Source organism: Mycolicibacterium sp. MU0050 (assembly GCF_963378085.1).
Classification (GTDB): Bacteria; Actinomycetota; Actinomycetes; order Mycobacteriales; family Mycobacteriaceae; genus Mycobacterium; species Mycobacterium wendilense.
This window is the reverse complement of sequence record NZ_OY726395.1, coordinates 2,545,516-2,566,477: the sequence shown is the minus strand read 5'-3', so window position 1 is coordinate 2,566,477 and position 20,962 is coordinate 2,545,516. Positions and strand designations below refer to the sequence as shown.

General features: G+C 71.8%; 18 protein-coding genes. 12 read left to right on the top strand and 6 right to left on the bottom strand.

Annotation, left to right across the window (positions count from 1 at the left end; genetic code table 11):
- Positions 1-13 precede the first annotated feature (13 nt).
- The 3 genes from tatC (at position 14) to R2K23_RS12040 (ending at position 4,639) form a co-directional block, all read left to right on the top strand.
- Positions 14-949, top strand: coding sequence for a twin-arginine translocase subunit TatC (gene tatC, locus R2K23_RS12050; RefSeq protein ID WP_316516931.1), 936 nt, complete (start codon positions 14-16; stop codon positions 947-949).
- Positions 936-3,719: a DEAD/DEAH box helicase gene (locus tag R2K23_RS12045; RefSeq protein ID WP_316516929.1), complete on the top strand. Its 2,784-nt coding sequence runs from the start codon at positions 936-938 to the stop codon at positions 3,717-3,719. The genes tatC and R2K23_RS12045 overlap by 14 nt, the downstream gene beginning before the upstream one ends.
- Positions 3,720-3,859: 140 nt before the next feature.
- Positions 3,860-4,639, top strand: coding sequence for a DUF4333 domain-containing protein (locus tag R2K23_RS12040; protein ID WP_316516928.1), 780 nt, complete (start codon positions 3,860-3,862; stop codon positions 4,637-4,639).
- Positions 4,640-4,643: 4 nt separating this feature from the next.
- Here R2K23_RS12040 and R2K23_RS12035 read toward each other — a convergent pair whose 3' ends face one another.
- Both R2K23_RS12035 and R2K23_RS12030 read right to left on the bottom strand, forming a co-directional pair.
- Positions 4,644-5,612, bottom strand: coding sequence for a 5'-3' exonuclease (locus tag R2K23_RS12035; RefSeq protein ID WP_316516926.1), 969 nt, complete (start codon positions 5,610-5,612; stop codon positions 4,644-4,646).
- Between the two features lie 16 nt (positions 5,613-5,628).
- On the bottom strand, positions 5,629-6,075 hold the full coding sequence (locus tag R2K23_RS12030; RefSeq protein ID WP_316516925.1) for a nuclear transport factor 2 family protein: 447 nt from the start codon (positions 6,073-6,075) through the stop codon (positions 5,629-5,631).
- A gap of 42 nt (positions 6,076-6,117) precedes the next feature.
- Here R2K23_RS12030 and R2K23_RS12025 point away from each other — a divergent pair, with 42 nt between their 5' ends.
- On the top strand, positions 6,118-7,242 hold the full coding sequence (locus R2K23_RS12025) for a M24 family metallopeptidase (protein ID WP_316516923.1): 1,125 nt from the start codon (positions 6,118-6,120) through the stop codon (positions 7,240-7,242).
- Between the two features lie 10 nt (positions 7,243-7,252).
- Here the strand turns inward: R2K23_RS12025 and R2K23_RS12020 are convergent, their stop codons facing one another.
- On the bottom strand, positions 7,253-7,663 hold the full coding sequence (locus tag R2K23_RS12020) for a F420-dependent biliverdin reductase (RefSeq protein WP_316516921.1): 411 nt from the start codon (positions 7,661-7,663) through the stop codon (positions 7,253-7,255).
- A 35-nt stretch (positions 7,664-7,698) separates the two neighbouring features.
- Here R2K23_RS12020 and R2K23_RS12015 point away from each other — a divergent pair, with 35 nt between their 5' ends.
- Positions 7,699-8,448 carry an SDR family NAD(P)-dependent oxidoreductase gene (locus tag R2K23_RS12015; RefSeq protein ID WP_316516919.1) on the top strand — a complete coding sequence of 250 codons (750 nt, stop codon included), beginning with the start codon at positions 7,699-7,701 and terminating at the stop codon, positions 8,446-8,448.
- A 5-nt stretch (positions 8,449-8,453) separates the two neighbouring features.
- Here R2K23_RS12015 and R2K23_RS12010 read toward each other — a convergent pair whose 3' ends face one another.
- Genes R2K23_RS12010 through cobG form a run of 3 tightly spaced genes read right to left on the bottom strand, consistent with a single transcriptional unit; the run spans position 8,454 to position 11,665 of the window.
- Positions 8,454-9,914: a precorrin-2 C(20)-methyltransferase gene (locus R2K23_RS12010; RefSeq protein ID WP_316516917.1), complete on the bottom strand. Its 1,461-nt coding sequence runs from the start codon at positions 9,912-9,914 to the stop codon at positions 8,454-8,456.
- Complete coding sequence (locus R2K23_RS12005; RefSeq protein WP_316516915.1) at positions 9,911-10,537, bottom strand: precorrin-8X methylmutase; 627 nt, start codon at positions 10,535-10,537, stop codon at positions 9,911-9,913. The genes R2K23_RS12010 and R2K23_RS12005 overlap by 4 nt, the downstream gene beginning before the upstream one ends.
- 9 nt (positions 10,538-10,546) lie before the next feature.
- Complete coding sequence (gene cobG, locus R2K23_RS12000) at positions 10,547-11,665, bottom strand: precorrin-3B synthase (protein ID WP_316516913.1); 1,119 nt, start codon at positions 11,663-11,665, stop codon at positions 10,547-10,549.
- Positions 11,666-11,788: 123 nt separating this feature from the next.
- Between cobG and cobN the strand changes: the two genes are divergently transcribed.
- From cobN to R2K23_RS11965, 7 genes are all read left to right on the top strand, one after another.
- Positions 11,789-15,352, top strand: coding sequence for a cobaltochelatase subunit CobN (gene cobN / locus R2K23_RS11995; protein ID WP_316517227.1), 3,564 nt, complete (start codon positions 11,789-11,791; stop codon positions 15,350-15,352).
- A 32-nt stretch (positions 15,353-15,384) separates the two neighbouring features.
- Positions 15,385-15,762: a PPOX class F420-dependent oxidoreductase gene (locus R2K23_RS11990; RefSeq protein ID WP_316516912.1), complete on the top strand. Its 378-nt coding sequence runs from the start codon at positions 15,385-15,387 to the stop codon at positions 15,760-15,762.
- 3 nt (positions 15,763-15,765) lie between these two features.
- Complete coding sequence (locus R2K23_RS11985; RefSeq protein ID WP_316516910.1) at positions 15,766-16,152, top strand: PPOX class F420-dependent oxidoreductase; 387 nt, start codon at positions 15,766-15,768, stop codon at positions 16,150-16,152.
- Positions 16,153-16,192: 40 nt separating this feature from the next.
- Positions 16,193-16,657, top strand: a complete 465-nt coding sequence (locus R2K23_RS11980) for an FxsA family protein (RefSeq protein WP_316516908.1) — start codon at positions 16,193-16,195, stop codon at positions 16,655-16,657.
- Positions 16,658-16,752: 95 nt separating this feature from the next.
- The gene (locus R2K23_RS11975; protein ID WP_316517225.1) at positions 16,753-18,324 is read left to right on the top strand and encodes an amidohydrolase; all 1,572 of its coding nucleotides are present in this window, start codon (positions 16,753-16,755) and stop codon (positions 18,322-18,324) included.
- On the top strand, positions 18,321-20,198 hold the full coding sequence (gene lnt / locus R2K23_RS11970) for an apolipoprotein N-acyltransferase (protein ID WP_316516907.1): 1,878 nt from the start codon (positions 18,321-18,323) through the stop codon (positions 20,196-20,198). The genes R2K23_RS11975 and lnt overlap by 4 nt, the downstream gene beginning before the upstream one ends.
- Positions 20,188-20,946, top strand: a complete 759-nt coding sequence (locus R2K23_RS11965) for a polyprenol monophosphomannose synthase (protein WP_316516906.1) — start codon at positions 20,188-20,190, stop codon at positions 20,944-20,946. Before lnt ends, R2K23_RS11965 begins: the two co-directional genes overlap by 11 nt.
- Positions 20,947-20,962 lie beyond the last annotated feature (16 nt).

Genomic DNA, 20,962 nt, shown 5'->3' with positions numbered 1-20,962 from the left:
CTGAACTCACCTCGTGAAAACTCCCGGCGTCTTCAAACGACTCGACCCACGTCAGCGCCGCAGCAGGGTCAACCCCGACGGGACGATGTCGCTCGTCGACCACATCCGCGAACTGCGCACCCGGCTGTTGATCTCCATTGCCGCGGTGCTCGCCACCACGGTGCTCGGCTTCCTCTGGTACAGCCACGGCATCCTGGGCTTCGACAGCCTCGGCGAATGGCTGCGCGGACCCTACTGTGCGCTGCCCGAGTCGGCGCGCGCCGAGATCAGCGCCGACGGCGGCTGCCGCCTGCTGGCCACCGGCCCGTTCGACCAGTTCATGCTGCGGCTCAAGGTGGCGCTGGCCGCCGGCATCGTCCTGGCCTGCCCGGTGTGGTTCTACCAGCTGTGGGCCTTCATCACCCCCGGCCTGTACAAGAAGGAGCGCCGGTTCGCGGTCACCTTCGTGGTGCTGGCCGCCGTGCTGTTCGTCTCCGGTGCGCTGCTGGCCTACCTGGTGTTGTCCAAGGCCCTGCACTTCCTGCTGACCGTCGGCAGCGACGTCCAGGTGACCGCGCTGTCCGGCGAGCAGTACTTCGGATTCCTGATCAACCTGCTGCTGGTGTTCGGCGTCGGGTTCGAATTCCCGCTGATCCTGATCATGCTCAACGCCGTGGGGATTCTGCCGTATGCCCGGCTCAAGGAATGGCGGCGCGGGCTGATCCTCGCGGTGTTCGTGTTCGCGGCCTTCGCCACTCCCGGCAACGACCCGTTCTCGATGCTCGCGCTGGGGCTGGCGTTGACCCTGCTGATGGAGTTCGCCATCCAGATCGCCCGGCTGCACGACCGCCGCAAGGCGAAGCGGGAACGCGCCCGGGAACAGGAGTTGTCCGACGACGAGGCCTCGGTGATCGAGCCGCCGTCCCAGGTGGGCGCGCCGAGCAGCATTGCGCACGATGACGTCACCTGACCCCGGCGAACTCGACCGGTTCGCCGCACAGCTCCCGTTCACGCTGGACGACTTCCAGCGCCGCGGCTGTCAGGCCCTCGAACGCGGCCACGGGGTGCTGGTGTGCGCCCCCACCGGCGCGGGCAAGACCGTCATCGGTGAGTTCGCGGTGCATCTGGCCCTGGCGGCCGACCGAAAGTGCTTCTACACCACGCCCATCAAGGCGCTGAGCAACCAGAAGCACACCGACCTGGTCCGCCGGTACGGCCCCGAGCGGATCGGCCTGCTGACCGGGGACGTGTCGGTGAACGCCGACGCGCCGGTGGTGGTGATGACCACCGAGGTGTTGCGCAACATGCTGTATGCGAATTCTCCTGCGCTGGAGGGGCTTTCGTATGTGGTGATGGACGAGGTGCACTTCCTGGCCGACCGGATGCGCGGCGCGGTGTGGGAGGAGGTCATCCTGCATCTGCCCGAGGAGGTCCGGCTGGCCAGCCTGTCGGCCACCGTGAGCAACGCCGAGGAGTTCGGCGGCTGGATCCAGACGGTCCGCGGCGACACCACGGTGATCGTCGACGAGGAGCGGCCGGTGCCGCTGTGGCAGCACATGCTCGTGGGCCGGCGCCTGTTCGACCTGTTCGACTACGACGGCGGCGCCCGCGGCAAGAAGCTGCTGGTCGATCCGGAACTGGTGCGCCACATCGCTCATCGGCGCGAGGCCGACCAGCTCGCCGACTGGCGGCCCCGAAGCCCCAAGGGCCGCGGCGGCCACCGTGGCCGGCCGGGACTGTTCCGTCCGCCGTCGCGGCCCGACGTGATCGCCACCCTGGACAGCGAGGGGCTGCTGCCCGCCATCACCTTCGTGTTCTCCCGGGTGGGGTGCGACGCCGCGGTCAAGCAGTGCCTGCGGTCCTCGATGCGGCTGACCACCGACTCCGAGCGGGCCCGCATCGCGGAGATCATCGACCGCCGGTGCGGGGACCTGCCGGACGCGGACCTGCCGGTCCTCGGCTACTACGAGTGGCGCGAGGGGTTGCTGCGCGGGTTGGCCGCGCACCACGCCGGGATGCTGCCGATCTTCCGGCACACCGTCGAGGAGCTGTTCACCGCCGGCCTGGTCAAGGCCGTGTTCGCCACCGAGACACTGGCCTTGGGCATCAACATGCCGGCCCGCACCGTGGTCCTCGAACGCCTGGTCAAGTTCAACGGCGAGCAACACGCGCCGCTGACGCCGGGGGAGTACACCCAGCTGACGGGTCGCGCCGGACGGCGCGGCATCGACGTCGAGGGGCACGCCGTGGTGATCTGGAACCCGATGGAGAGCTCGGCCGAACCCGCCGAGGTCGCCGGGCTGGCGTCGACCCGCACGTTCCCGCTGAAGAGTTCGTTCGCGCCGTCCTACAACATGACCATCAACCTGGTCGGGCAGATGGGCCCCGCGCAGGCCCGCGACCTGCTGGAACGCTCGTTCGCGCAGTATCAGGCCGACCGCTCGGTGGTGGGGCTGGTGCGCGGGGTCGAGCGCGGTGAGCGCCTGCTCGACGAGATCGCCGCCGAGGTCGGCGGCCGGGACAGCCCGGTGCTGGACTACGCGCGCCTGCGCGCCAAGATCTCGGAACGCGAACGCGCGGCAGCGCGGTCGTCGCGGCTGCAGCGGCGCCAGGCCGCCGGCGAGGCGCTGGCCGCGCTGCGGCGCGGCGACATCATCAACGTGTCGTCCGGGCGCCGGGGCGGGTTGGCGGTGGTGCTGGAGGCCGCCCGCGACGACGAGGATCCCCGGCCCCTGGTGCTCAGCGAACACCGGTGGGCGGGCCGGATCTCCACGGCCGACTATTCGGGCGCAGGCGCACCGCTGGGCACCATGTCGCTGCCCAAGCGGGTCGAGCATCGGCAACCCCGGGTACGTCGTGATCTGGCGTCGGCGCTGCGGTCGGCGGCCGCCGGTCTGGATGTGCCCTCGGCGCGGCGCAAGCGGGGCGAACCCGACCAGCACGACGACCCCGAACTGATCGCACTGCGCGAGGAACTTCGGCGCCACCCCGTGCATGCCGCGCCCGACCGTGAGGACCGGGTGCGCGCCGGCGAACGTTACCTACGCGTCGAGCGGGAGAACGCCCAGCTGCGGCAGAAGATCGCCGCCGCCACCAACTCGCTGGCCCGCACCTTCGACCGCATCGTCGGGATTCTCCTCGAACGCGGGTTCATCGCCGCGGAGTCCGCCGAGGCCGCCGACGGCGCCCGGACCCTGCGGGTCACCGACGACGGCCGGCTGTTGGCCCGCATCTACAGCGAGAGTGACCTGTTGGTGGCCGAATGCCTGCGCACCGGCGCATGGGACAAGTTGGCGCCGGCGGAGTTGGCCGCGGTGATCTCGGCGGTGGTGTTCGAATCCCGTGGCGGCGACGGGCCCTCGACCCCGCTCTTCGACGCGCCCACCGCCGGGCTGCGGCGGGCGCTGGCGGGCACCCGGCGGCTGTCGGGGGATCTACGCGCCGAGGAGAACCGCCACCGGATCGCGCCGTCGCGCGAGATCGACGAGGGCTTCGTCGCGACCATGTATCGCTGGGCCTCCACCGGCGACCTGACCGCGGCGCTGGCGGTCGCCGACAGCAGCAGCTCGGCCACCCGCCCGCAGCCGTTGTCGGCGGGGGATTTCGTGCGCTGGTGCCGGCAGGTCCTCGATCTGCTCGATCAGGTCCGGATCGCGGCACCGAATGCCGAGCTCCGCGCCGTCGCCAAGCGGGCGATCACCGACGTCCGTCGCGGTGTGGTTGCCGTGGACAACACCTGACACGACGGTGGCCCCTGCGCTCGACACGGCGCAAAGGATGCTTGCACCGCAACCGGATGCGCGCTGGTGCAGCCGGTAGGGTGAGACAACCGCTACGGTTGATGCCGGCGCACGTGTTACCCAGTATCCGAGGAGAGATGATGAGCGGACCGCAGGGACCGGACCCGACGCAGCCGTGGCAGGGTCAGGATCAACCCGCGGGCGAATCCGCTGATCAGCCGGAGGAGCAGCCGCAGCAGTGGCAGCAGCCCCAGCAGCCGCCGCAGCCCGACGCCGGATCCGAAGGCGCGCCGTCGGGGTGGCAGCCGCCGGCCTACACGCCACCGCAATACGGCCAGCCGCCGCAGTACGGCCAGCCGGGTGCGGCGCCCGCATACCCGCCGCCGCCGCAGTACGGGCAGCCGCAGTACGGTCAGCAACCCGGCCAGCCCGGACAGTACGGCCAACCCGGCGCCACCCCGCCGGGTTATCCGCCGCAGTACGGCCAGCCCCAGTACGGTCAGCCCGGCCAGTACGGGCAGCCGCAATACGGCCAACCCGGCCAGTACGGCCAGTACCCCCCGGGCGCCGGTGACGGTGGGCCCCGGTCGAATACGGCGCTGCTGGCCATTCTGGGCGCGCTCGGCGCCGTGGTGGTGGTCGCGTTCCTGATCCTGGGCTTCTGGATGCCGGGCTTCTTCGTGACCACCAAGCTGGACGTGAACAAGGCCCAGGAGGGCGTCCAGCAGATCCTGTCGGACGAGGCGAACGGCTACGGCGCCAAGAACGTCCAGGACGTCAAGTGCAACGGCGGGCAGAACCCGAAGGTTCAGAAGAACTCGACCTTCACCTGCGAGGTCAGCATCGACGGCACCAAACGCCAAGTGACGGTGACCTTCCAGGACGACGAGGGCACCTACGAGGTGGGTCGGCCCAAGTAGCCGCTCAGCCCGGCAACGAGTCCAGGGCCTTCTGCAGGCGGCCGATCGACGAGCCGACCCCGTAGGCCGCGGCCAGCTCCGCGACCCGCTGGGGATCCTTGGCGGCCAACGGCAACGTGTCGTCGGCCGCCGACAGCTCCACCGGCGCCGCCGTCGCCACCCGGACCACCGGTTCGGCGGCGCTCAGATAATCCTGCGCGGCCGCCAACTTGGCCCGAATACCTTTGGCCATCCCGGATTTCGGGTCCTGGGCGGCGTCGACGATGCCCGCCAGCGAGCCGTGCTGGGACAGCAGGGTGGCGGCGGTCTTCTCGCCGATGCCCGGCACTCCGGGCAGCCCGTCGGAGGGGTCGCCGCGCAGCAGCGCCAACTCGGCGTAGCCCGCGCCGGCCCGCTCCACCGGAAGCCCGAACTTCTCGGCGACCTCGACGGGGCCGAACAGCGTCGCCCTGGCCAGCCCGCGGCCCAGGTACAGCACCCGCACCGGCACTGGGTCGTCGGCGACCACCTGCAATAGGTCGCGGTCACCGCTGACCACCACCACCGGGTCGCGCCGCTCGCGGGCGGCCAGCGTCCCCAGGACGTCGTCGGCCTCGTAACCCGCGGCGCCGCCGGTGACGATGCCGAAGGCGTCGAGCAGTTCGAAGATCATCTCGACCTGCGGGGTCAGCTCGTCGGGCACCTCTTCGATATCGGGTGCGGGGCCGGGGGTTTCGACCTCGACCCGGTGCGCCTTGTACGACGGGACCAGGTCCACCCGCCACTGCGGGCGCCAATCCAGATCCAGGCACACCACCAGCCGCGAGGGCCGCTGCTGGGTGATCACCGTGGCGACTGCGTCGAAGAATCCGCGCACCGCGTTGACCGGCCGGCCGTCGGGTGCCTTCAGCGAGGACGGCAGGCCGAAAAAGGATCGGAACCACATGCTGGCGCCGTCGAGCAGCACCACGCGGCCGGCGGAATCAGACACCATGCCTGCCGATCCTGCCCTATCCGGCCATCGTCGAGTTCGGGGCACTCCAGTCCGTCGACACGAAGCGGTGCCGGATCAACCAAGCCGTGCCGTCCGGTTCCTCGACCGGCACCAGGTCGTCCCGGTAGCGGCCGTAGTGGTCCAGCCCGATCTCGGTGAACACCGTGAAGTACGACGACACCCGGGCCCGCTCCGGAGTGATCTCGGTGAACCGGATGTTGGCCAGGTTGTGCCGGACGATGCGGCGCACCGCCGTGTCGGCTGGGGCCGCCGCGGCCACCGCGGTGAGGCGTTCGATGATCGCCGCGCGCCCCTGCAACGGCGGCTCCCCACGGATCTCCAGCACACCGTCGAGGCAGAACGTCGCCGCCAATTCCTCCACCCGGCCGGAATCGCCGGACCACGTGTAGCGGGCCAGGGTGTCGCGGATGTGTTCACGAGCGCTCAGTTCCCACGGGTGCACTCTGCGATCCTAAGGCCGCCGCGGCGAACTAACCTGGAGGCCATGACTGCCAACCGGTTCGACACCAGTGTCTACGCCCATCGCCTGCGCGCCGCGGCCGAGGCGACGGCGGCGGCCGGGCTGGCCGGCCTGATCATCACCCCCGGCTACGACCTGCGGTATCTGGTCGGGTCCCGGGCGCAGACCTTCGAACGGCTCACCGCCCTGGTGCTTCCCGTCGGCCGGGAACCGACCTTGGTGATCCCGCGCCTGGAGCTGGCGTCGCTGAAGGAGTCCGCGGTGCCGGAGTTGGGGTTGGCGGTCAAGGACTGGGTCGACGGGCAGGACCCCTACGACATGGTGGTCAACGCACTCGGTGGCGACCCGGTGGCCACCGCGGTGACCGATTCGATGCCCGCGCTGCACCTGCTGCCGCTGACCGAGCGCCTCGACGATCTACCGGTGCTGGCCACCGACGTGATGCGCACGCTGCGGATGATCAAGGACCCCGCCGAGATCGACGCGCTGCGCAAGGCGGGGGCCGCGATCGACCGGGTGCACGCCCGGGTTCCGGAGTTCCTGGTTCCCGGCCGCACCGAGGCCGAGGTGGCCGCCGACATCGAGAAAGCGATTGTCGCCGAAGGGCATTCGGAGGCCGCCTTCATCATCGTGGGGTCGGGGCCGCACGGCGCCGACCCGCACCACGAACATTCCGACCGCGAACTACGCGCCGGCGATGTCGTCGTCGTCGACATCGGCGGGCCGTACGAGCCCGGCTACAACTCGGACTCCACCCGCACCTACAGCCTCGGCGAGCCCAGTGCCGAAGTGGCCCAGCACTATTCGGTGCTCCAACGGGCGCAGCGGGTGGCCGTGGAGACGGTCCGCCCCGGCGTGACGGCCGAGCAGGTCGACGCGGCCGCGCGCGAGGTCCTGGTCGAGGCCGGGCTGGGGGAGTACTTCGTGCACCGCACCGGCCACGGCATCGGGTTGTCGGTGCACGAGGAGCCCTACATCGTGGCGGGCAACGATCTGCCGCTGCGCCCCGGCATGGCGTTCTCGGTGGAGCCCGGCATCTACTTCCCGGGCAAGTGGGGCGCGCGCATCGAGGACATCGTGGTGGTCACCGACGACGGGGCCGAACCGCTGAATCAGCGGCCGCACGAATTGCTGGTGGTCCCGGTCTGACGCCGGGCCGTCACTCCCCGCGGTCGAGCAGCTGCGAGGAACCCAGCACCCGCTCGACGTTGACCTCGATGACCACCCGGGTGGGATTGACCCGCGGCGTGCGGTAGCGCTGGGCGTAGCGCAACTCCGCGTCGCGGATGGCCTCGGGTTCGGTGTTGACGATCGCCGAGCCCTCCAGCGACAGCCAGCGCGCGCCGTCGACCTGGCTGAGCACGGCGACGCCGCCGCGGTCGGCGTTGACGGCCTTCTGCGAGCCGCCGTTGGTGATGACCCGGGCGATGTGGGTCTTGGGGTCGAAGGTGAATCCGACCGCGACCACGTGCGGGGAGCCGTCGGACCGCAGGGTGGTGAGCATGGCCAGATGGCGTTCGGTGAGGAACGCCAACGCCTCGTTGGTGAGCCGGGTGGTTGCGTGCGCCATCAGAGCCCAACCTAGCGCAGGAGATAATTCCCGCCATGAACGACACGGGTGCCGGTGTGGTCGTGATTTTCGGCGGGCGCAGCGAGATCGGCCTCGAGGTGGCGCTGCGGCTGGCGCCCGGGGCCACGGTGGTGCTGGCGGTGCGTCGGCGAGACGGCTTGGACCAGCAGGTCGAGCGGCTGCGCGCGGCCGGCGCGACGGCGGTGCAGCTGTGCGACTTCGATGCCGACGACCTGGCGGCCCAGCCGGGGCTGCTCGATGCGCTGACCGCCGCGCACGGGCCCATCGGCACCGCGGTGCTGGCATTCGGGGTACTCGGGGACCAGGCCCGCGCCGAGACCGACGCCGCGCACGCCGCCGCGGTCGTGCACACCGACTACGTCGCCCAGGTGCACCTGCTGACGCTGCTCGCGGCGCGCATGCGGGCCGTCGGGTCGGGCCGCATCGTGGTGTTCTCCTCGGTGGCCGGGGCCCGGGTGCGCCGGGCCAACTATGTCTACGGCTCGGCGAAGGCCGGTCTCGACGGGTTCGCCTCGGGCCTCGGCGACGCGCTGCACGGCACCGGGGTACACCTGCTGGTGGTGCGCCCCGGATTCGTGATCGGCCGGATGACCGAGGGCATGGATCCGGCGCCGCTGTCGAGCACCCCCGAGCAGGTCGCCGCGGCGACCGTCAAGGCGCTGGCCAAGGGCAAGACCTCGGTGTGGGTGCCGCGGGCGGTGGGCGTGCTGGGCTTCGCCGCGCGGTTCGTGCCGCGGCCGATCTGGCGGCGCATGCCGCGGTAGCCCGGTCAGTCCGAAGCGGGGTAGTTGCGCGGGGTGAAGACGCGGTCGCCGTGCCAGCGGGTCTGCGACGAACCGATGATCAGCAGGCAGCGCATGTCGACCTCGGCCGGATCCAGGTCCGCCAGCCGCACGATGCGGACCTGTTCGTCGGGGCCGGAGACGTCGCGGCCGATCACCACCGGGGTGCCCGGATCACGGTGCTCGAGCAGCAGGTCCCGCATCGCGGCCACCTGCCAGGTCCGGGTCCGCGACGCGGGGTTGTAGATGGCCAACACCAGATCGGCCGCCGCGGCCGCGGTCAGCCGCCGCGCGATCACGTCCCACGGCTTGAGCCGGTCCGACAGCGAGATCACCGCGTAGTCGTGCCCCAACGGGGCGCCGACCCGGCTGGCCACCGCCTGGGCGGCGGTCATCGCCGGGATCACCCGCACCGCGACGCCGGGCCATTGTTCCGCCTCCTCGAGCACCGCGGTGGCCATCGCGAACACCCCCGGATCACCCGAGGACACCACCGCCACCGTGCGGCCCTGCTCGGCCAGGCGGCACGCCAACCGCGCGCGGGCAGGCTCGTCGGTGTTGTCGCTGGGGTGCAGGCACTGCCCGTCGCGGACCGACACCCGGTCGAGGTAGGGCCCGTAGCCGATCAGGTCGGTGGCCGCCGCCAGCTCGCGGCGGGTCTGCGGGGTCACCCACTTCGGGTCGCCCGGGCCCAGCCCGACGACCGCCACCGATCCGGTCGTCGCTGCGCGACGACGCCCGCCGGGCACCATGGTCAGCGAGAAGTACGGCACCTTCTCGGCCGCCACCTCGGCGACCGGCAGCACCCGCTGCGCGGTGGTGCTGGCGCGCTCGACGTAGAACGCGTCCTCGAGCAGACCGGCCGATCCCAGCGCCTCCCGCACCGACGGGAACGACCGCCCCAGCTTCAGGATCACCGCCGCGTCGCTGTCGGCCAGCCGCCGCGCCAGCTCGGCGGTGGGCAGCGTGCCGGGCAGGATCGACAACACCTCGTCGCCCTGCACCAGCGGCGTGGCGATCGCCGCCGAGGCCGCGCTCACCGACGTCACGCCGGGCACGATGACGGCGTTGAAGCGCTCGGTCAGGCGGGTGTGCATGTGCATGTAACTGCTGTAGAACAGCGGGTCACCCTCGGCGAGCAGCGCGACGTCGCGGCCCGCATCGAGATGGGCCGCGATGCGCTCGGCGGCCTCCCGGTAGAAGTCCTCCATGGCCCCCGCGTATCCGCCGGGATGCGCGGTGGTCTCGGTGGTCACCGGATACACCAGGTGCTCCTCGAGCTGCCCGGCCCGCAGATACGGCTCCGCGATGGAGCGGGCGATGCTGCGGCCGTGCCGCGCGCTGTGATAAGCCACCACGTCGGCGGCGCCGATCACCTTGGCGGCCTTGACGGTGACTAGTTCGGGGTCGCCGGGGCCCAGCCCCACACCCCAGAGCGTTCCGGTCATTCGCGCTCGCTCGCGATCGCGTTGACGGCCGCCGCGGCCATCGCGCTGCCGCCCCGCCGACCGGTCACCACCAGATATTCCATGCCGCGCGGGCAGTCGATGAGTTCCTGCTTGGACTGCGCCGAGCCGACGAAGCCGACGGGCCCGCCGAGCACCGCCGCGGGCGCCGGGACGCCCTCGTCGACCAGTTCGAGCAGCCGGAACAGGGCGGTCGGGGCGTTGCCGATGGCGACGACCGCGCCGCCGAGGCGGTCGGCCCACAGTTCCACCCCGGCCGCCGAGCGGGTGTTGCCGGTGGCCGCGGCGCGTTCAGGGGCCCGCGGATCGGCGACCAGCGACACCACCTCGTTGGCGGCCGGCAGGCGGCTCGCGGTGATGCCCGCCGCGACCATCGACGAGTCGCACAGCACCGGCGCCCCGGCGGCCAGCGCCGCATGCGCACGGGTCACGACGTCGGCGGTGAACGCGACGTGCTCGGCGACGTCGACCTGCCCGCAGGTGTGGATCAACCGCACCACCACCCGGGACACGTCGTCGGGAAATCGGGCCAGGTCGGCCTCGGCGCGAATGGTCGCAAACGATTGCCGGTAGATCTCCGCGGCATCGCGGATGTAGTCGAGCACCCGATCACCCTACGGGTGGGCGACGCGCGGCCGATATCCGTCCGGCGTGGCGATGAACACCTGCCCCTCGGCCGGGCTGCCGCACGCCCGGTCGCACCCGACGTAGTGCCGATGACCCGGCCCGAGGTCACCCGACTCGACGGCCCGGGCGGCATCGGCGCGCACGTCGGCACCCGAGCGTGCGCAGCCGGGGCTTCCGGTACACGCGCTCACCGACAGCCACGGCGAGTTCTCGTCGAAGACCAGCCCCAGCGGCGCCAGCACCCGCAGCGCCGTGTCGGCCACCCCGTCGTCGAGGTCAAACACCAGCACCGAGCGCCACGGTGTGATCGCCAGCGGCGCCTCGATGGCGGCCAGGAACTCCGCGGTGCGCGCGGGCAGCACCCCCAGCGGGACGCCCGCGCCCAGCGCGATCCGGCCGTCGACCTGCTGGAACCACCCGACCGGGGGCCGCGGCGACGGGGCCGGGGCGGGCCCGGGCACCGCACCCGCGAACACCGCTGCGGGATCGGCCAATTCGGTGACCCGCCAGGCATTGCCGCGCATCGCGGAAAACCGCCGGGCGGCACCCAGCAGCTCGGCGATCACCCCGTCGTGCGGCACCCGCAGCCCGGTGTCGCGCCCGGCGATCTGGAGTTCGGCGTCGTCTCCGCGCAGCCGCACCCCGATGTCGGTGCCCAGCCCGCTGATGTCGCCCCGGCCGTCGTCGAGCCCGAACCAGAACCGCCCAGGCAGGCCCGCCAGCGCCGGATCGGCGCGCAGCCCAGCGTCCAGCGCGGCGACCAGCTCCCGCACGTCGCCGGCCCCGCCGACGCGGCCGGACAGCGGGGAGGCCACGATGTTGCGCACCCGCTCGTGGCTCGGCGACGGCAGCAGCCCCGCCCCCGCGACGGCCTGAGCCACCGCCGCGGCGGCCGAGGCGCCCACGATGCCGCGGATCTGGACGTTGCCGCGGCCGGTCAGCTCGAGCGTGCCGGCACCGTGGTCGCGGGCGGTCACCGCCAACGTCTGCAGCTGCGCGGGGGTCAGCATGCCGCCGGGCAGCCGGACGCGGGCCAGCGCCCCGTCGGCGGCCTCGTGCAAGCTCAGCGCGCCGGGGCAGGCGTCGTCGCTGCGGGTCCGGACCACTTGTCCACGGTACCGCCGACAACCACCGAGACCCCGATCACGGCGGCGCAGGGTACGGCCGCCGGCGGAAGCGCCGTGCGGTACGAATGGGGGGTGAGCACCCCCTCCGCACCGACCGTGCTGATGCTGTCGACCTCCGATACCGACCTGATCACCGCCCGGGCCAGCGGCGCCAACTACCGGTGGGCCAATCCGTCGCGGTTGCTCGTCGACGACCTGCCCGACCTGCTCGCCGGCGTCGACGTCGCCGTGGTCCGCATCCTCGGCGGCTACCGCGCCTGGGAGGAAGGCATCGACGCCGTGGTGGCCAGCGGAGTCCCCGCGGTGATCATCAGCGGCGAGCAGGCGCCCGACGCCGATCTGATGGCGCGGTCGACGGTGCCCGCCGGCATCGCGGTGCAGGCCCACGTCTACGTGGCCCAGGGCGGCGTCGAGAACATCACGAACCTGCACGCGTTCCTGTCCGACACCGTGTTGATGACGGGCGTCGGCTTCGAACCGCCCATCGAGACCCCGATGTGGGGCGAACTGGCGCGCACCGCAACGGTTCCGGTCAGCGCCGACGCACCGACGGTGGCGGTGCTCTACTACCGTGCCCAGCAGTTGGCGGGCAACACGGCCTACGTCGAGGCGCTGTGCGCGGCGCTCGAGGCCGCCGGCGCGCGGCCGCTGCCGCTGTACTGTGCCTCGCTGCGCACCGCCGAACCCGACCTGCTCGAGCGGCTGCGCGCGGCCGACTCGATGATCGTCACCGTGCTCGCGGCCGGCGGGGCGCGCCCGGCCACCGCCGGGGCCGGCGGCGACGACGACAGCTGGAACGTCGAACACCTTGCCGCACTGGACATCACGATCCTGCAGGGGCTGTGCCTGACCTCGCCGCGGCAGCAGTGGGAAGCCAACGACGACGGTATGAGCCCGTTGGACGTCGCGACCCAGGTGGCCGTCCCCGAGTTCGACGGACGGATCGTGACGGTGCCGTTCTCGTTCAAGGAGATCGACGACGACGGGCTGATCTCGTATGTCGCCGACCCGGAGCGGTGCGCCCGGGTGGCCGGACTGGCGGTGCGCCAGGCCCGGCTGCGCCACATCCCGAGCGCCGAAAAGAAGGTGGCGCTGGTCTTTTCGGCCTATCCCACCAAGCATGCCCGGATCGGCAACGCGGTGGGGTTGGACACCCCGGCCAGCGCCGTGGCGCTGCTGCGCGCGATGCGCACCGCCGGCTACCAGATCGGCGCGGACCTTCCGGGGGTGGACAGCGGAGACGGGGACGCCCTGGTGCACGCGCTGATCGAGCGCGGCGGCCAGGACCCGGACTGGTTGACCGAGGGGCAGCTGGAGGGCAATCCGATCCGGTTGCCGGCCGCCGAGTACCGGAAGTGGTTCGCCACGCTCCCCAAGGACTTCGCCGACGCCGTCGTCGAACACTGGGGCCCGCCGCCGGGGGAGCTCTTCGTCGACCGCAGCCGCGACCCCGACGGTGAGATCGTCATCGCGGCAATGCGATCCGGCAACGTGGTGCTGCTGGTGCAGCCGCCGCGCGGCTTCGGGGAGAACCCGGTGGCCATCTACCACGACCCGGATCTGCCGCCCAGCCATCACTACCTGGCGGCCTACCGGTGGATCGACACCGGCTTCGGCGCCGACGCCGTGGTGCACATCGGCAAGCACGGCAACCTGGAATGGCTGCCCGGCAAGACCCTCGGCATGTCGGCGTCCTGCGGCGCCGACGCGGCCCTGGGTGATCTGCCGCTGATCTACCCCTTCCTGGTCAACGATCCGGGGGAGGGCACCCAGGCCAAGCGGCGGGCGCACGCGGTGCTCGTCGACCACCTGATCCCGCCGATGGCGCGGGCCGAAACCTACGGCGACATCGCCCGGTTGGAGCAGTTGCTCGACGAGCATGCGAACGTGTCCGCGCTGGACCCGGGCAAGCTGCCCGCCATCCGCCAGCAGATCTGGACGCTGATGCGCGCGGCGAAGATGGACCACGACCTGGGCCTCGAGGATCGGCCCGATGAGGATTCGTTCGACGACATGCTGCTGCACGTCGACGGCTGGCTGTGCGAGATCAAGGACGTGCAGATCCGCGACGGGCTGCATATCCTCGGCCAAAAGCCCACCGGCGAAACCGAATTGGATCTGGTGCTGGCCATCCTGCGGGCCCGCCAGCTGTTCGGCGGTGAGCAGTCCGTTCCCGGCCTGCGCCAGGCGTTGGGACTGGCCGAGGACGGCAACGACGCCCGGGACTCGGTCGACGCCGCCGAGAGCGCGGCGCGGGGGTTGGTGGCAGCGCTGCAGGACAGCGGCTGGGACGCCGATGCGGTCGACGGGCTGACCGACAACCCCGAGGTGGCCGCGGTGCTGCGCTTCGCGGCCACCGAGGTGGTGCCGCGGCTGGCGGGCACCTCCGAGGAGATCACGCAGGTGCTCCGCGCGCTGGAGGGTCGGTTCATCGCCGCCGGCCCGTCAGGGTCCCCGCTGCGCGGCCTGGTCAACGTGCTGCCGACCGGACGCAACTTCTACTCGGTGGATCCCAAGGCGGTACCGTCGAAGCTGGCCTGGGAAACCGGTGTGGCCATGGCGGATTCGTTGCTGGCCCGCTACCGCGACGACTACGGGAAGTGGCCGGAGTCGGTGGGCCTGTCGGTGTGGGGCACCTCCGCCATGCGCACCGCCGGCGACGACATCGCCGAGGTGCTCGCGCTGCTGGGCGTGCGTCCGGTGTGGGACGAGGCGTCGCGCCGCGTCGTCGATCTCGAGGCCATCGCGCTCGCCGAACTGGGCCGCCCCCGCATCGACGTCACGGTGCGCATCTCGGGCTTCTTCCGCGACGCCTTCCCGCACGTCGTCACCATGCTCGACGACGCGGTGCAACTGGTCGCCGATCTCGACGAGCCCGCCGAGGACAACTACGTGCGCGCGCACAGCCAGGCCGACCTGACCGAGCACGGCGACCGGCGGCGGTCGACCACCCGGATCTTCGGCTCCAAGCCGGGCACCTACGGTGCGGGCCTGCTGCAGCTCATCGACAGCCGCAACTGGCGCGACGACAACGACCTGGCGCAGGTGTACACCGCCTGGGGCGGCTTCGCCTACGGGCGCGACCTGGACGGCGCCCCGGCCTCCGACGAGATGAACCGCGCCTACCGCCGCATCGCGGTGGCGGCGAAGAACACCGACACCCGCGAGCACGACATCGCCGACTCCGACGACTATTTCCAGTACCACGGCGGCATGATCGCCACGGTGCGCGCGCTCACGGGTAAGGACCCGGCCGCCTACATCGGCGACAACACCCGCCCGGACGCCGTGCGGACCCGCACGCTGAGCGAGGAGACCACCCGGGTGTTCCGCGCGCGGGTGGTCAACCCGCGGTGGATGGCGGCGATGCGTCGGCACGGCTACAAGGGCGCCTTCGAGATGGCGGCCACCGTGGACTACCTGTTCGGCTACGACGCGACCGCGCATGTGATGGCCGACTGGATGTACGAGCAGCTGACCGAGAGCTACGTGCTGGACCCGGAGAACCGTAAGTTCATGACCGAATCCAATCCGTGGGCGCTGCACGGGATGGCCGAGCGGTTGCTCGAGGCGGTGGACCGCGGGATGTGGGAGCAGCCCGACGCGAGGACCCTCGCCGGCCTGCGCCAGGCGCTGCTGGAGGCCGAGGGCGACCTCGAAGGCTGACCGGCGCGGCGGCGACCGCTAGATTCGGAGGAATGGCCCTCACCTTCGCCGACGTCGCCACCGCCGACTACATTTTGCTGACCACCTTCACCAGGGACGGCCGCCCCAAGCCCACCGCCATCTGGGCGGCCCCGGACGGCGACGGTCTGATCGTCATCACGCAGGCCAAGTCGTGGAAGGTCAAGCGGATCCGCAACACGCCGCGGGTCACCATCGCCAAGTGCGACGCGCGAGGAAACCCCAAGAGCGAGGCGGTCGAGGCCGTCGCCAAGATCGCCGAGGACCGCACGGCGGACGCCTATCGGGCGATCGGGTCCCGGTACGGCCTGATGGGAAAGACCTTCAACTTCTTCTCCAAGCTGCGCGGCGGGATGAAGAACAACGTCGCCCTGGAAATCACGGCGGTCTGAGTCATGGCGCCGACGTTCCGGGAGGTCGCCGAGGCGAAGTACCTGCTGCTGACCACCTTCACCAAGGACGGCCGGCCCAAACCCACCGCGGTCTGGGGCGTTGCGGACGGCGACAAGCTCTTGATCATCACCGACGAAGGATCCTGGAAGACCAAGCGGATCCGCAACACGCCGCGGGTGACCATCCAGCCGTGCGGCGTGTTGGGTAAGCCCAAGGGCAACCCGGTCGAGGCGGTGGCCCGCAACCTCCCGGCCTCGGAAACCCGTCGCGTCTACGACGCGGTGGTCCGGCGCTATTGGTGGCATGCCTGGTGGTTCGTGCCGCATTCACTGGTGCGCGGCGGTGTCGGCAAGGTCCACGCAGCCATCGAGGTCGAGGCGGCGCAGTGACGCCGCGGAACCCAGCGGCGGCCCGAGACGTTGTCCCGTCATGGTGATGCGGCTGTTCCTGCTCTACGTGGTCGTCGAGATGGCGGTGATCGTCGCGCTGACTGCGACCATCGGCTTCGGCTGGACCGTGCTCGCGCTGGCCGGCGCCTTCGCGCTGGGGCTGGTGCTGGCCGGTTCGCAGCTGCGCCGGCAGCTGACCCGGTTGCGGGCCGGGATCACCGATCCCGGCGCCCAGGTCACCGACAGCGCCCTGATCGCCCTGGGCACCCTGCTGGTGTTCATCCCCGGCCTCGTCACCACGGCGCTGGGCCTGCTGATGCTGGCGCCGCCGACCCGCTCGGCGATGCGACCGCTGGCCGCCGGGCTGGCGAGCCGCGGGCTGTCCCGGCACGTCACGTTCGTCGGCGGGCGCCGGGAGTACATCGACGGCGAGGTCATCGAGGTCCATGACCACGGCCCGGCGGCCGCGCCGACGCGCCCGGCAATCCGGCCCGAGCCCGAATAGCCGCTCTCGATCGCTCGCCGAGTACGTTCTCCAGCGTGACGACGCTTCTGACCGGTGGACGCATCTACAGTCCCACCCATCCCGACGCCACCGCCATGGCCGTACGTGGCGACGTCATCGCCTGGCTGGGCAGCGACGAGGTGGGACGCGCCCAGTTCCCCGACGCCCACGTGGTGGACCTCGACGGCGCCTTCGTCGCGCCGGCGTTCGTCGACAGCCACGTGCATCTGACCGCCACCGGATTGACCCGGTTGGGATTGGACCTGCGCGGCGCCACCTCGAAGGCGCACTGCCTGCGGCTGATCGCCGAGCACGCCGCGTCGGCGGCGGACGGCCCGGACGCGGTGGTGTGGGGGCACGGCTGGGACGACTCCCGCTGGCCCGACGCCGGCGCGCCGACCACCGCCGAACTCGACGCCGCCGTCGGCTCCCGGCCGGCGTACCTGGCCCGGGTTGATGCGCACTCGGCGCTGGCGTCCACCGCGTTGCGGTCCCGCGTGCCGGAGTTGCCCGCGACCACCGGCTTCACTGCCGAGGGCGCCCTGACGGCCGAGGCGCACCACCTGGTGCGTGCCGCCGCCCGCACCCTGCTGCCGCCTGCGCAGCGTGCCGAGGCGCGCCGCATCGCACTGGACGCATTCGCCGCCGCCGGCGTCGTGGCCGTGCACGAATGCGCGGGGCCGGACATCGGCGGGTTGGACGACTGGCGGGAGATCCGCGCCACCGAGCACGGGGTGGAGGTGACGGGCTACTGGGGCGAGGCGGTCCGCACCGCCGCCGAGGCCCGCGCGCTGCTCGACGCCACCGGGGCCCGCGGGCTGGCCGGTGACCTGTTCGTCGACGGGGCCCTGGGCTCCCGCACCGCATGGCTGCACGAGCCGTACCTCGATGCCCCCGACAGCTGCGGCAACAACTACCTGAGCGACGACGACCTCGTCGCCCACCTGACGGCGTGCACCGAAGCCGGTGTCACCGCCGGCTTCCACGTCATCGGGGACCGCGCGGTGACCTCGGCGCTGGACGCGTTCGCCCGCGTGGTCGAGGCACACGGAGTCGCGGCGGTGGCCCGCTGCGGACATCGCCTCGAGCATCTGGAGATGGTCTCCGACGCGCAGGCCGCGCAGCTGGGCAGCTGGGGCGTCATCGCCAGCGTGCAACCCAATTTCGACGCCCGGTGGGGCGGGGCCGAGGGCATGTACGCCCGCCGGCTGGGCGCCGCGCGAGCCGAGCGGCTCAACCCGTTCGCGCTGTTAGCATCCCAAGGCGTGCCACTCGCCTTCGGCTCCGACGCGCCGGTGACCGGCCTCGATCCGTGGGAGACCGTGCGCGCGGCGACCACCCACCGCACACCGGGCAGTGCGATCTCGCCCCGCGCGGCGTTCGCCGCCGCCACCCGCGGCGGTTGGCGCGCGGCCGGCGTCCGCGACGGCGTCACCGGCACGCTGGCCCCGGGAGCGCCGGCGTCCTACGCCATCTGGCAGGTGGGCGCCCTCGAAGTCGCCGCGCCGGCCGACGCCGTACAGCGCTGGTCCACCGAGCCGGGCTCCCGCGTCCCGCCGCTGCCCCGACTGGGCGCCGACGACGCCGCGCCGCGCTGCCTGCAGACCGTGCATCGCGGCACCGTCATCTACGGCGGCGCCGACGTCGACCCGGGGGCCACGCGATGACCGGCGGCCGGCGAGATCCGAAGCTGGCGGCCAGCCAGGCCGAGGTCACCGACATCATCCCGGCCGTCGGCGACGACGAACCGCCGGTGACCGAGGAGGAACCCGAGGACGCCGCGCCGGACCCCGACGCGAGTGACGCTGACGACGCGGGCGGCGCGGACCCATCCGACGCGCCGGCCGGGCCGAGCCGATGGGCCCGCGTCGGCGGCTGGTTGAGTCCGCGCTGGCCGCGGATGCTCGCCGCGGTGGCCGCGGGCGCGCTGCTCAGCGCGAGCTTCGCCCCGCTGTCGTGGTGGTGGGCCGCCATCCTCGGCTTCGTCGTGCTGGGGGTCGTGCTGACTCGACCGGCGACCGGCATCGGCGGCGGCTTCGGCTACGGCTACCTGGCCGGGCTGGCGTTCTATTTACCGCTGCTGCCGTGGATCAGCGGCCTGGTCGGCGCGGTGCCGTGGTTGGCGCTCGCCGCGGTGTGCGCGGTGTTCCCCGCCGTCTTCGGCCTGCTTGCCGTCGTGGTCCGTAACCTCCCCGGCTGGCCGGTCTGGTTCGCGCTCGTGTGGGCCCTGGTGGAGTGGCTCAAGGCGAGCTTCCCATTCGGCGGGTTCCCTTGGGGCATCATCGCTTTCGGACAGACCAACGGGCCGCTGCTGCCGTTGGCGCAGCTGGGCGGGGCGCCGCTGGTCTCGGCCGCGGTGGTCCTGCTCGGATTCGGTTTCGCGGCGTTGGGACTGGGCTTTGCCGACTGGTGGCAACGGCGCGACACCCGGGATCTGGTTCCGCCGGCGGTGGTCCTGCCGGGCGTGTGCGTGGCCGTGGTGCTGTTGGTGACCGCGGTGGTCTCGCCCGGCGTGCGCCAGTCCGGTGCCGGGGCGGGGGACGACCCCGGGGTGACGGTCGCCGCGGTGCAGGGGAACGTGCCCCGGCTCGGCCTGGAGTTCAACGCCCAACGCCGCGCGGTGCTCGACAACCATGTCAAGGAGACGCTGCGGTTGGCCGAGGACGTGCGGGCCGGGCGGGCCGCCGCCCCGCACTTCGTGATCTGGCCGGAGAACTCCTCGGACATCGACCCGCTGGCCAACGCCGACGCCCGCGAGCAGATCGCGGCGGCCGCCGATGCCATCGGCGTGCCGATCCTGGTGGGGGCCGTGGTGTCGCATCCGGAGTGGACCCGCGACAATCCGGCGGCCAGCAACACCGTGATCGTCTGGGACCCCGAGGACGGCCCGGGCCAGCGGCACGACAAGCGCATCGTGCAGCCCTTCGGCGAGTACCTGCCGTGGCGCGGCTTCTTCCGGTTGCTGTCGCCGTACGCCGATCGCGCCGGTTACTTCGTGCCGGGCAGCGGGACCGCTGTCGTGGAGGCGGCCGGTGTCCCGGTCGGGGTGGCGACCTGCTGGGAGGTCATCTTCGACCACGCGGTGCGCGAGTCCGTGCGCAACGGGGCCCAGATGTTGGCGGTGCCCACCAACAACGCCACCTTCGACGTCACGATGAGCGAACAGCAACTGGCCTTCGCCCGCCTGCGCGCGGTCGAGCACGACCGCTACACGGTGGTCGCCGGCACCACCGGCATCAGCGCGGTCATCGCCCCGGATGGGCGCGAGCGGGCCCGCACCGGGTTCTTCGAGCCCGCCTACCTCGACTCGCAGGTGCGGCTGAAGACCACCCGCACACCCGCCTCCACCTGGGGTCCCGCCATCCAGTTCGTCCTGGCTGGGCTGGGTGCCGCTGCGGTGCTGGCGGCCGGGTTCCTGGCCATCAGGCAGAATGGTGGGCTGACGTGTCCGACTCGTCGCCGCCGGAAACGACACAAGACCGAGGGCAGCGCGGGTCGGACCGCTGCCGAGACCACATCCGAGGAGCCACATGACCAGTGAGCGCCCCAGCCAGCGCGCTCTGGTGATCATCCCCACCTACAACGAGCTGGAGAACCTCCCGCTCATCGTGGGTCGGGTGCACGATGCGTTGCCCGACATCCACATCCTCATCGTCGATGACGGCAGTCCCGACGGCACCGGCAAGCTCGCCGACGAACTGGCGCTGGCCGATCCGGACCGGATCCACGTCATGCACCGGACCAGCAAGGACGGTCTCGGCGCCGCCTACCTGGCGGGCTTTGCCTGGGGCCTGAACCGGCAGTACTCGGTCCTGGTGGAGATGGACGCCGACGGCAGCCACGCCCCCGAGCAGCTGCACCGCCTGCTCGACGCCATCGACGACGGCGCGGATCTGGTGATCGGCTCTCGCTACGTCGAGGGCGGCTCGGTGCGGAATTGGCCGGTGCGGCGGTTGCTGCTGTCGAAGACGGCGAACACCTATTCGCGGTTGCTGCTCGGCGTGGACATCCACGACATCACCGCCGGCTACCGCGCCTACCGGCGCGAGGTGCTGGAGAAGATCGACCTCAGCGCGGTCGACTCCAAGGGCTACTGCTTCCAGATCGACCTGACCTGGCGCACCATCAACAACGGCTTCAAGGTGGTCGAGGTGCCCATCACCTTCACCGAACGTGAGCTGGGCGTGTCGAAGATGAGCGGATCGAACATTCGTGAGGCCATGGTCAAGGTGGCCCAGTGGGGCATCGGCGGTCGTCTCGACCGCGCCCGCGGCGCTCAGTACCAGTAACGGCTACACGCGTCGC

Coding starts and splice junctions, on each gene's coding strand:
- R2K23_RS12045 (WP_316516929.1), top strand. CDS start 936: ATGACGTCACCTGACCCCGGCGAACTCGACCGGTTCGCCGCACAGCTC.
- R2K23_RS12040 (WP_316516928.1), top strand. CDS start 3,860: ATGAGCGGACCGCAGGGACCGGACCCGACGCAGCCGTGGCAGGGTCAG.
- R2K23_RS12035 (WP_316516926.1), bottom strand. CDS start 5,612: ATGGTGTCTGATTCCGCCGGCCGCGTGGTGCTGCTCGACGGCGCCAGC.
- R2K23_RS12025 (WP_316516923.1), top strand. CDS start 6,118: ATGACTGCCAACCGGTTCGACACCAGTGTCTACGCCCATCGCCTGCGC.
- R2K23_RS12020 (WP_316516921.1), bottom strand. CDS start 7,663: ATGGCGCACGCAACCACCCGGCTCACCAACGAGGCGTTGGCGTTCCTC.
- R2K23_RS12015 (WP_316516919.1), top strand. CDS start 7,699: ATGAACGACACGGGTGCCGGTGTGGTCGTGATTTTCGGCGGGCGCAGC.
- R2K23_RS12010 (WP_316516917.1), bottom strand. CDS start 9,914: ATGACCGGAACGCTCTGGGGTGTGGGGCTGGGCCCCGGCGACCCCGAA.
- cobN (WP_316517227.1), top strand. CDS start 11,789: ATGCTGTCGACCTCCGATACCGACCTGATCACCGCCCGGGCCAGCGGC.
- R2K23_RS11990 (WP_316516912.1), top strand. CDS start 15,385: ATGGCCCTCACCTTCGCCGACGTCGCCACCGCCGACTACATTTTGCTG.
- R2K23_RS11985 (WP_316516910.1), top strand. CDS start 15,766: ATGGCGCCGACGTTCCGGGAGGTCGCCGAGGCGAAGTACCTGCTGCTG.
- R2K23_RS11980 (WP_316516908.1), top strand. CDS start 16,193: ATGGTGATGCGGCTGTTCCTGCTCTACGTGGTCGTCGAGATGGCGGTG.
- R2K23_RS11975 (WP_316517225.1), top strand. CDS start 16,753: ATGGCCGTACGTGGCGACGTCATCGCCTGGCTGGGCAGCGACGAGGTG.
- lnt (WP_316516907.1), top strand. CDS start 18,321: ATGACCGGCGGCCGGCGAGATCCGAAGCTGGCGGCCAGCCAGGCCGAG.
- R2K23_RS11965 (WP_316516906.1), top strand. CDS start 20,188: ATGACCAGTGAGCGCCCCAGCCAGCGCGCTCTGGTGATCATCCCCACC.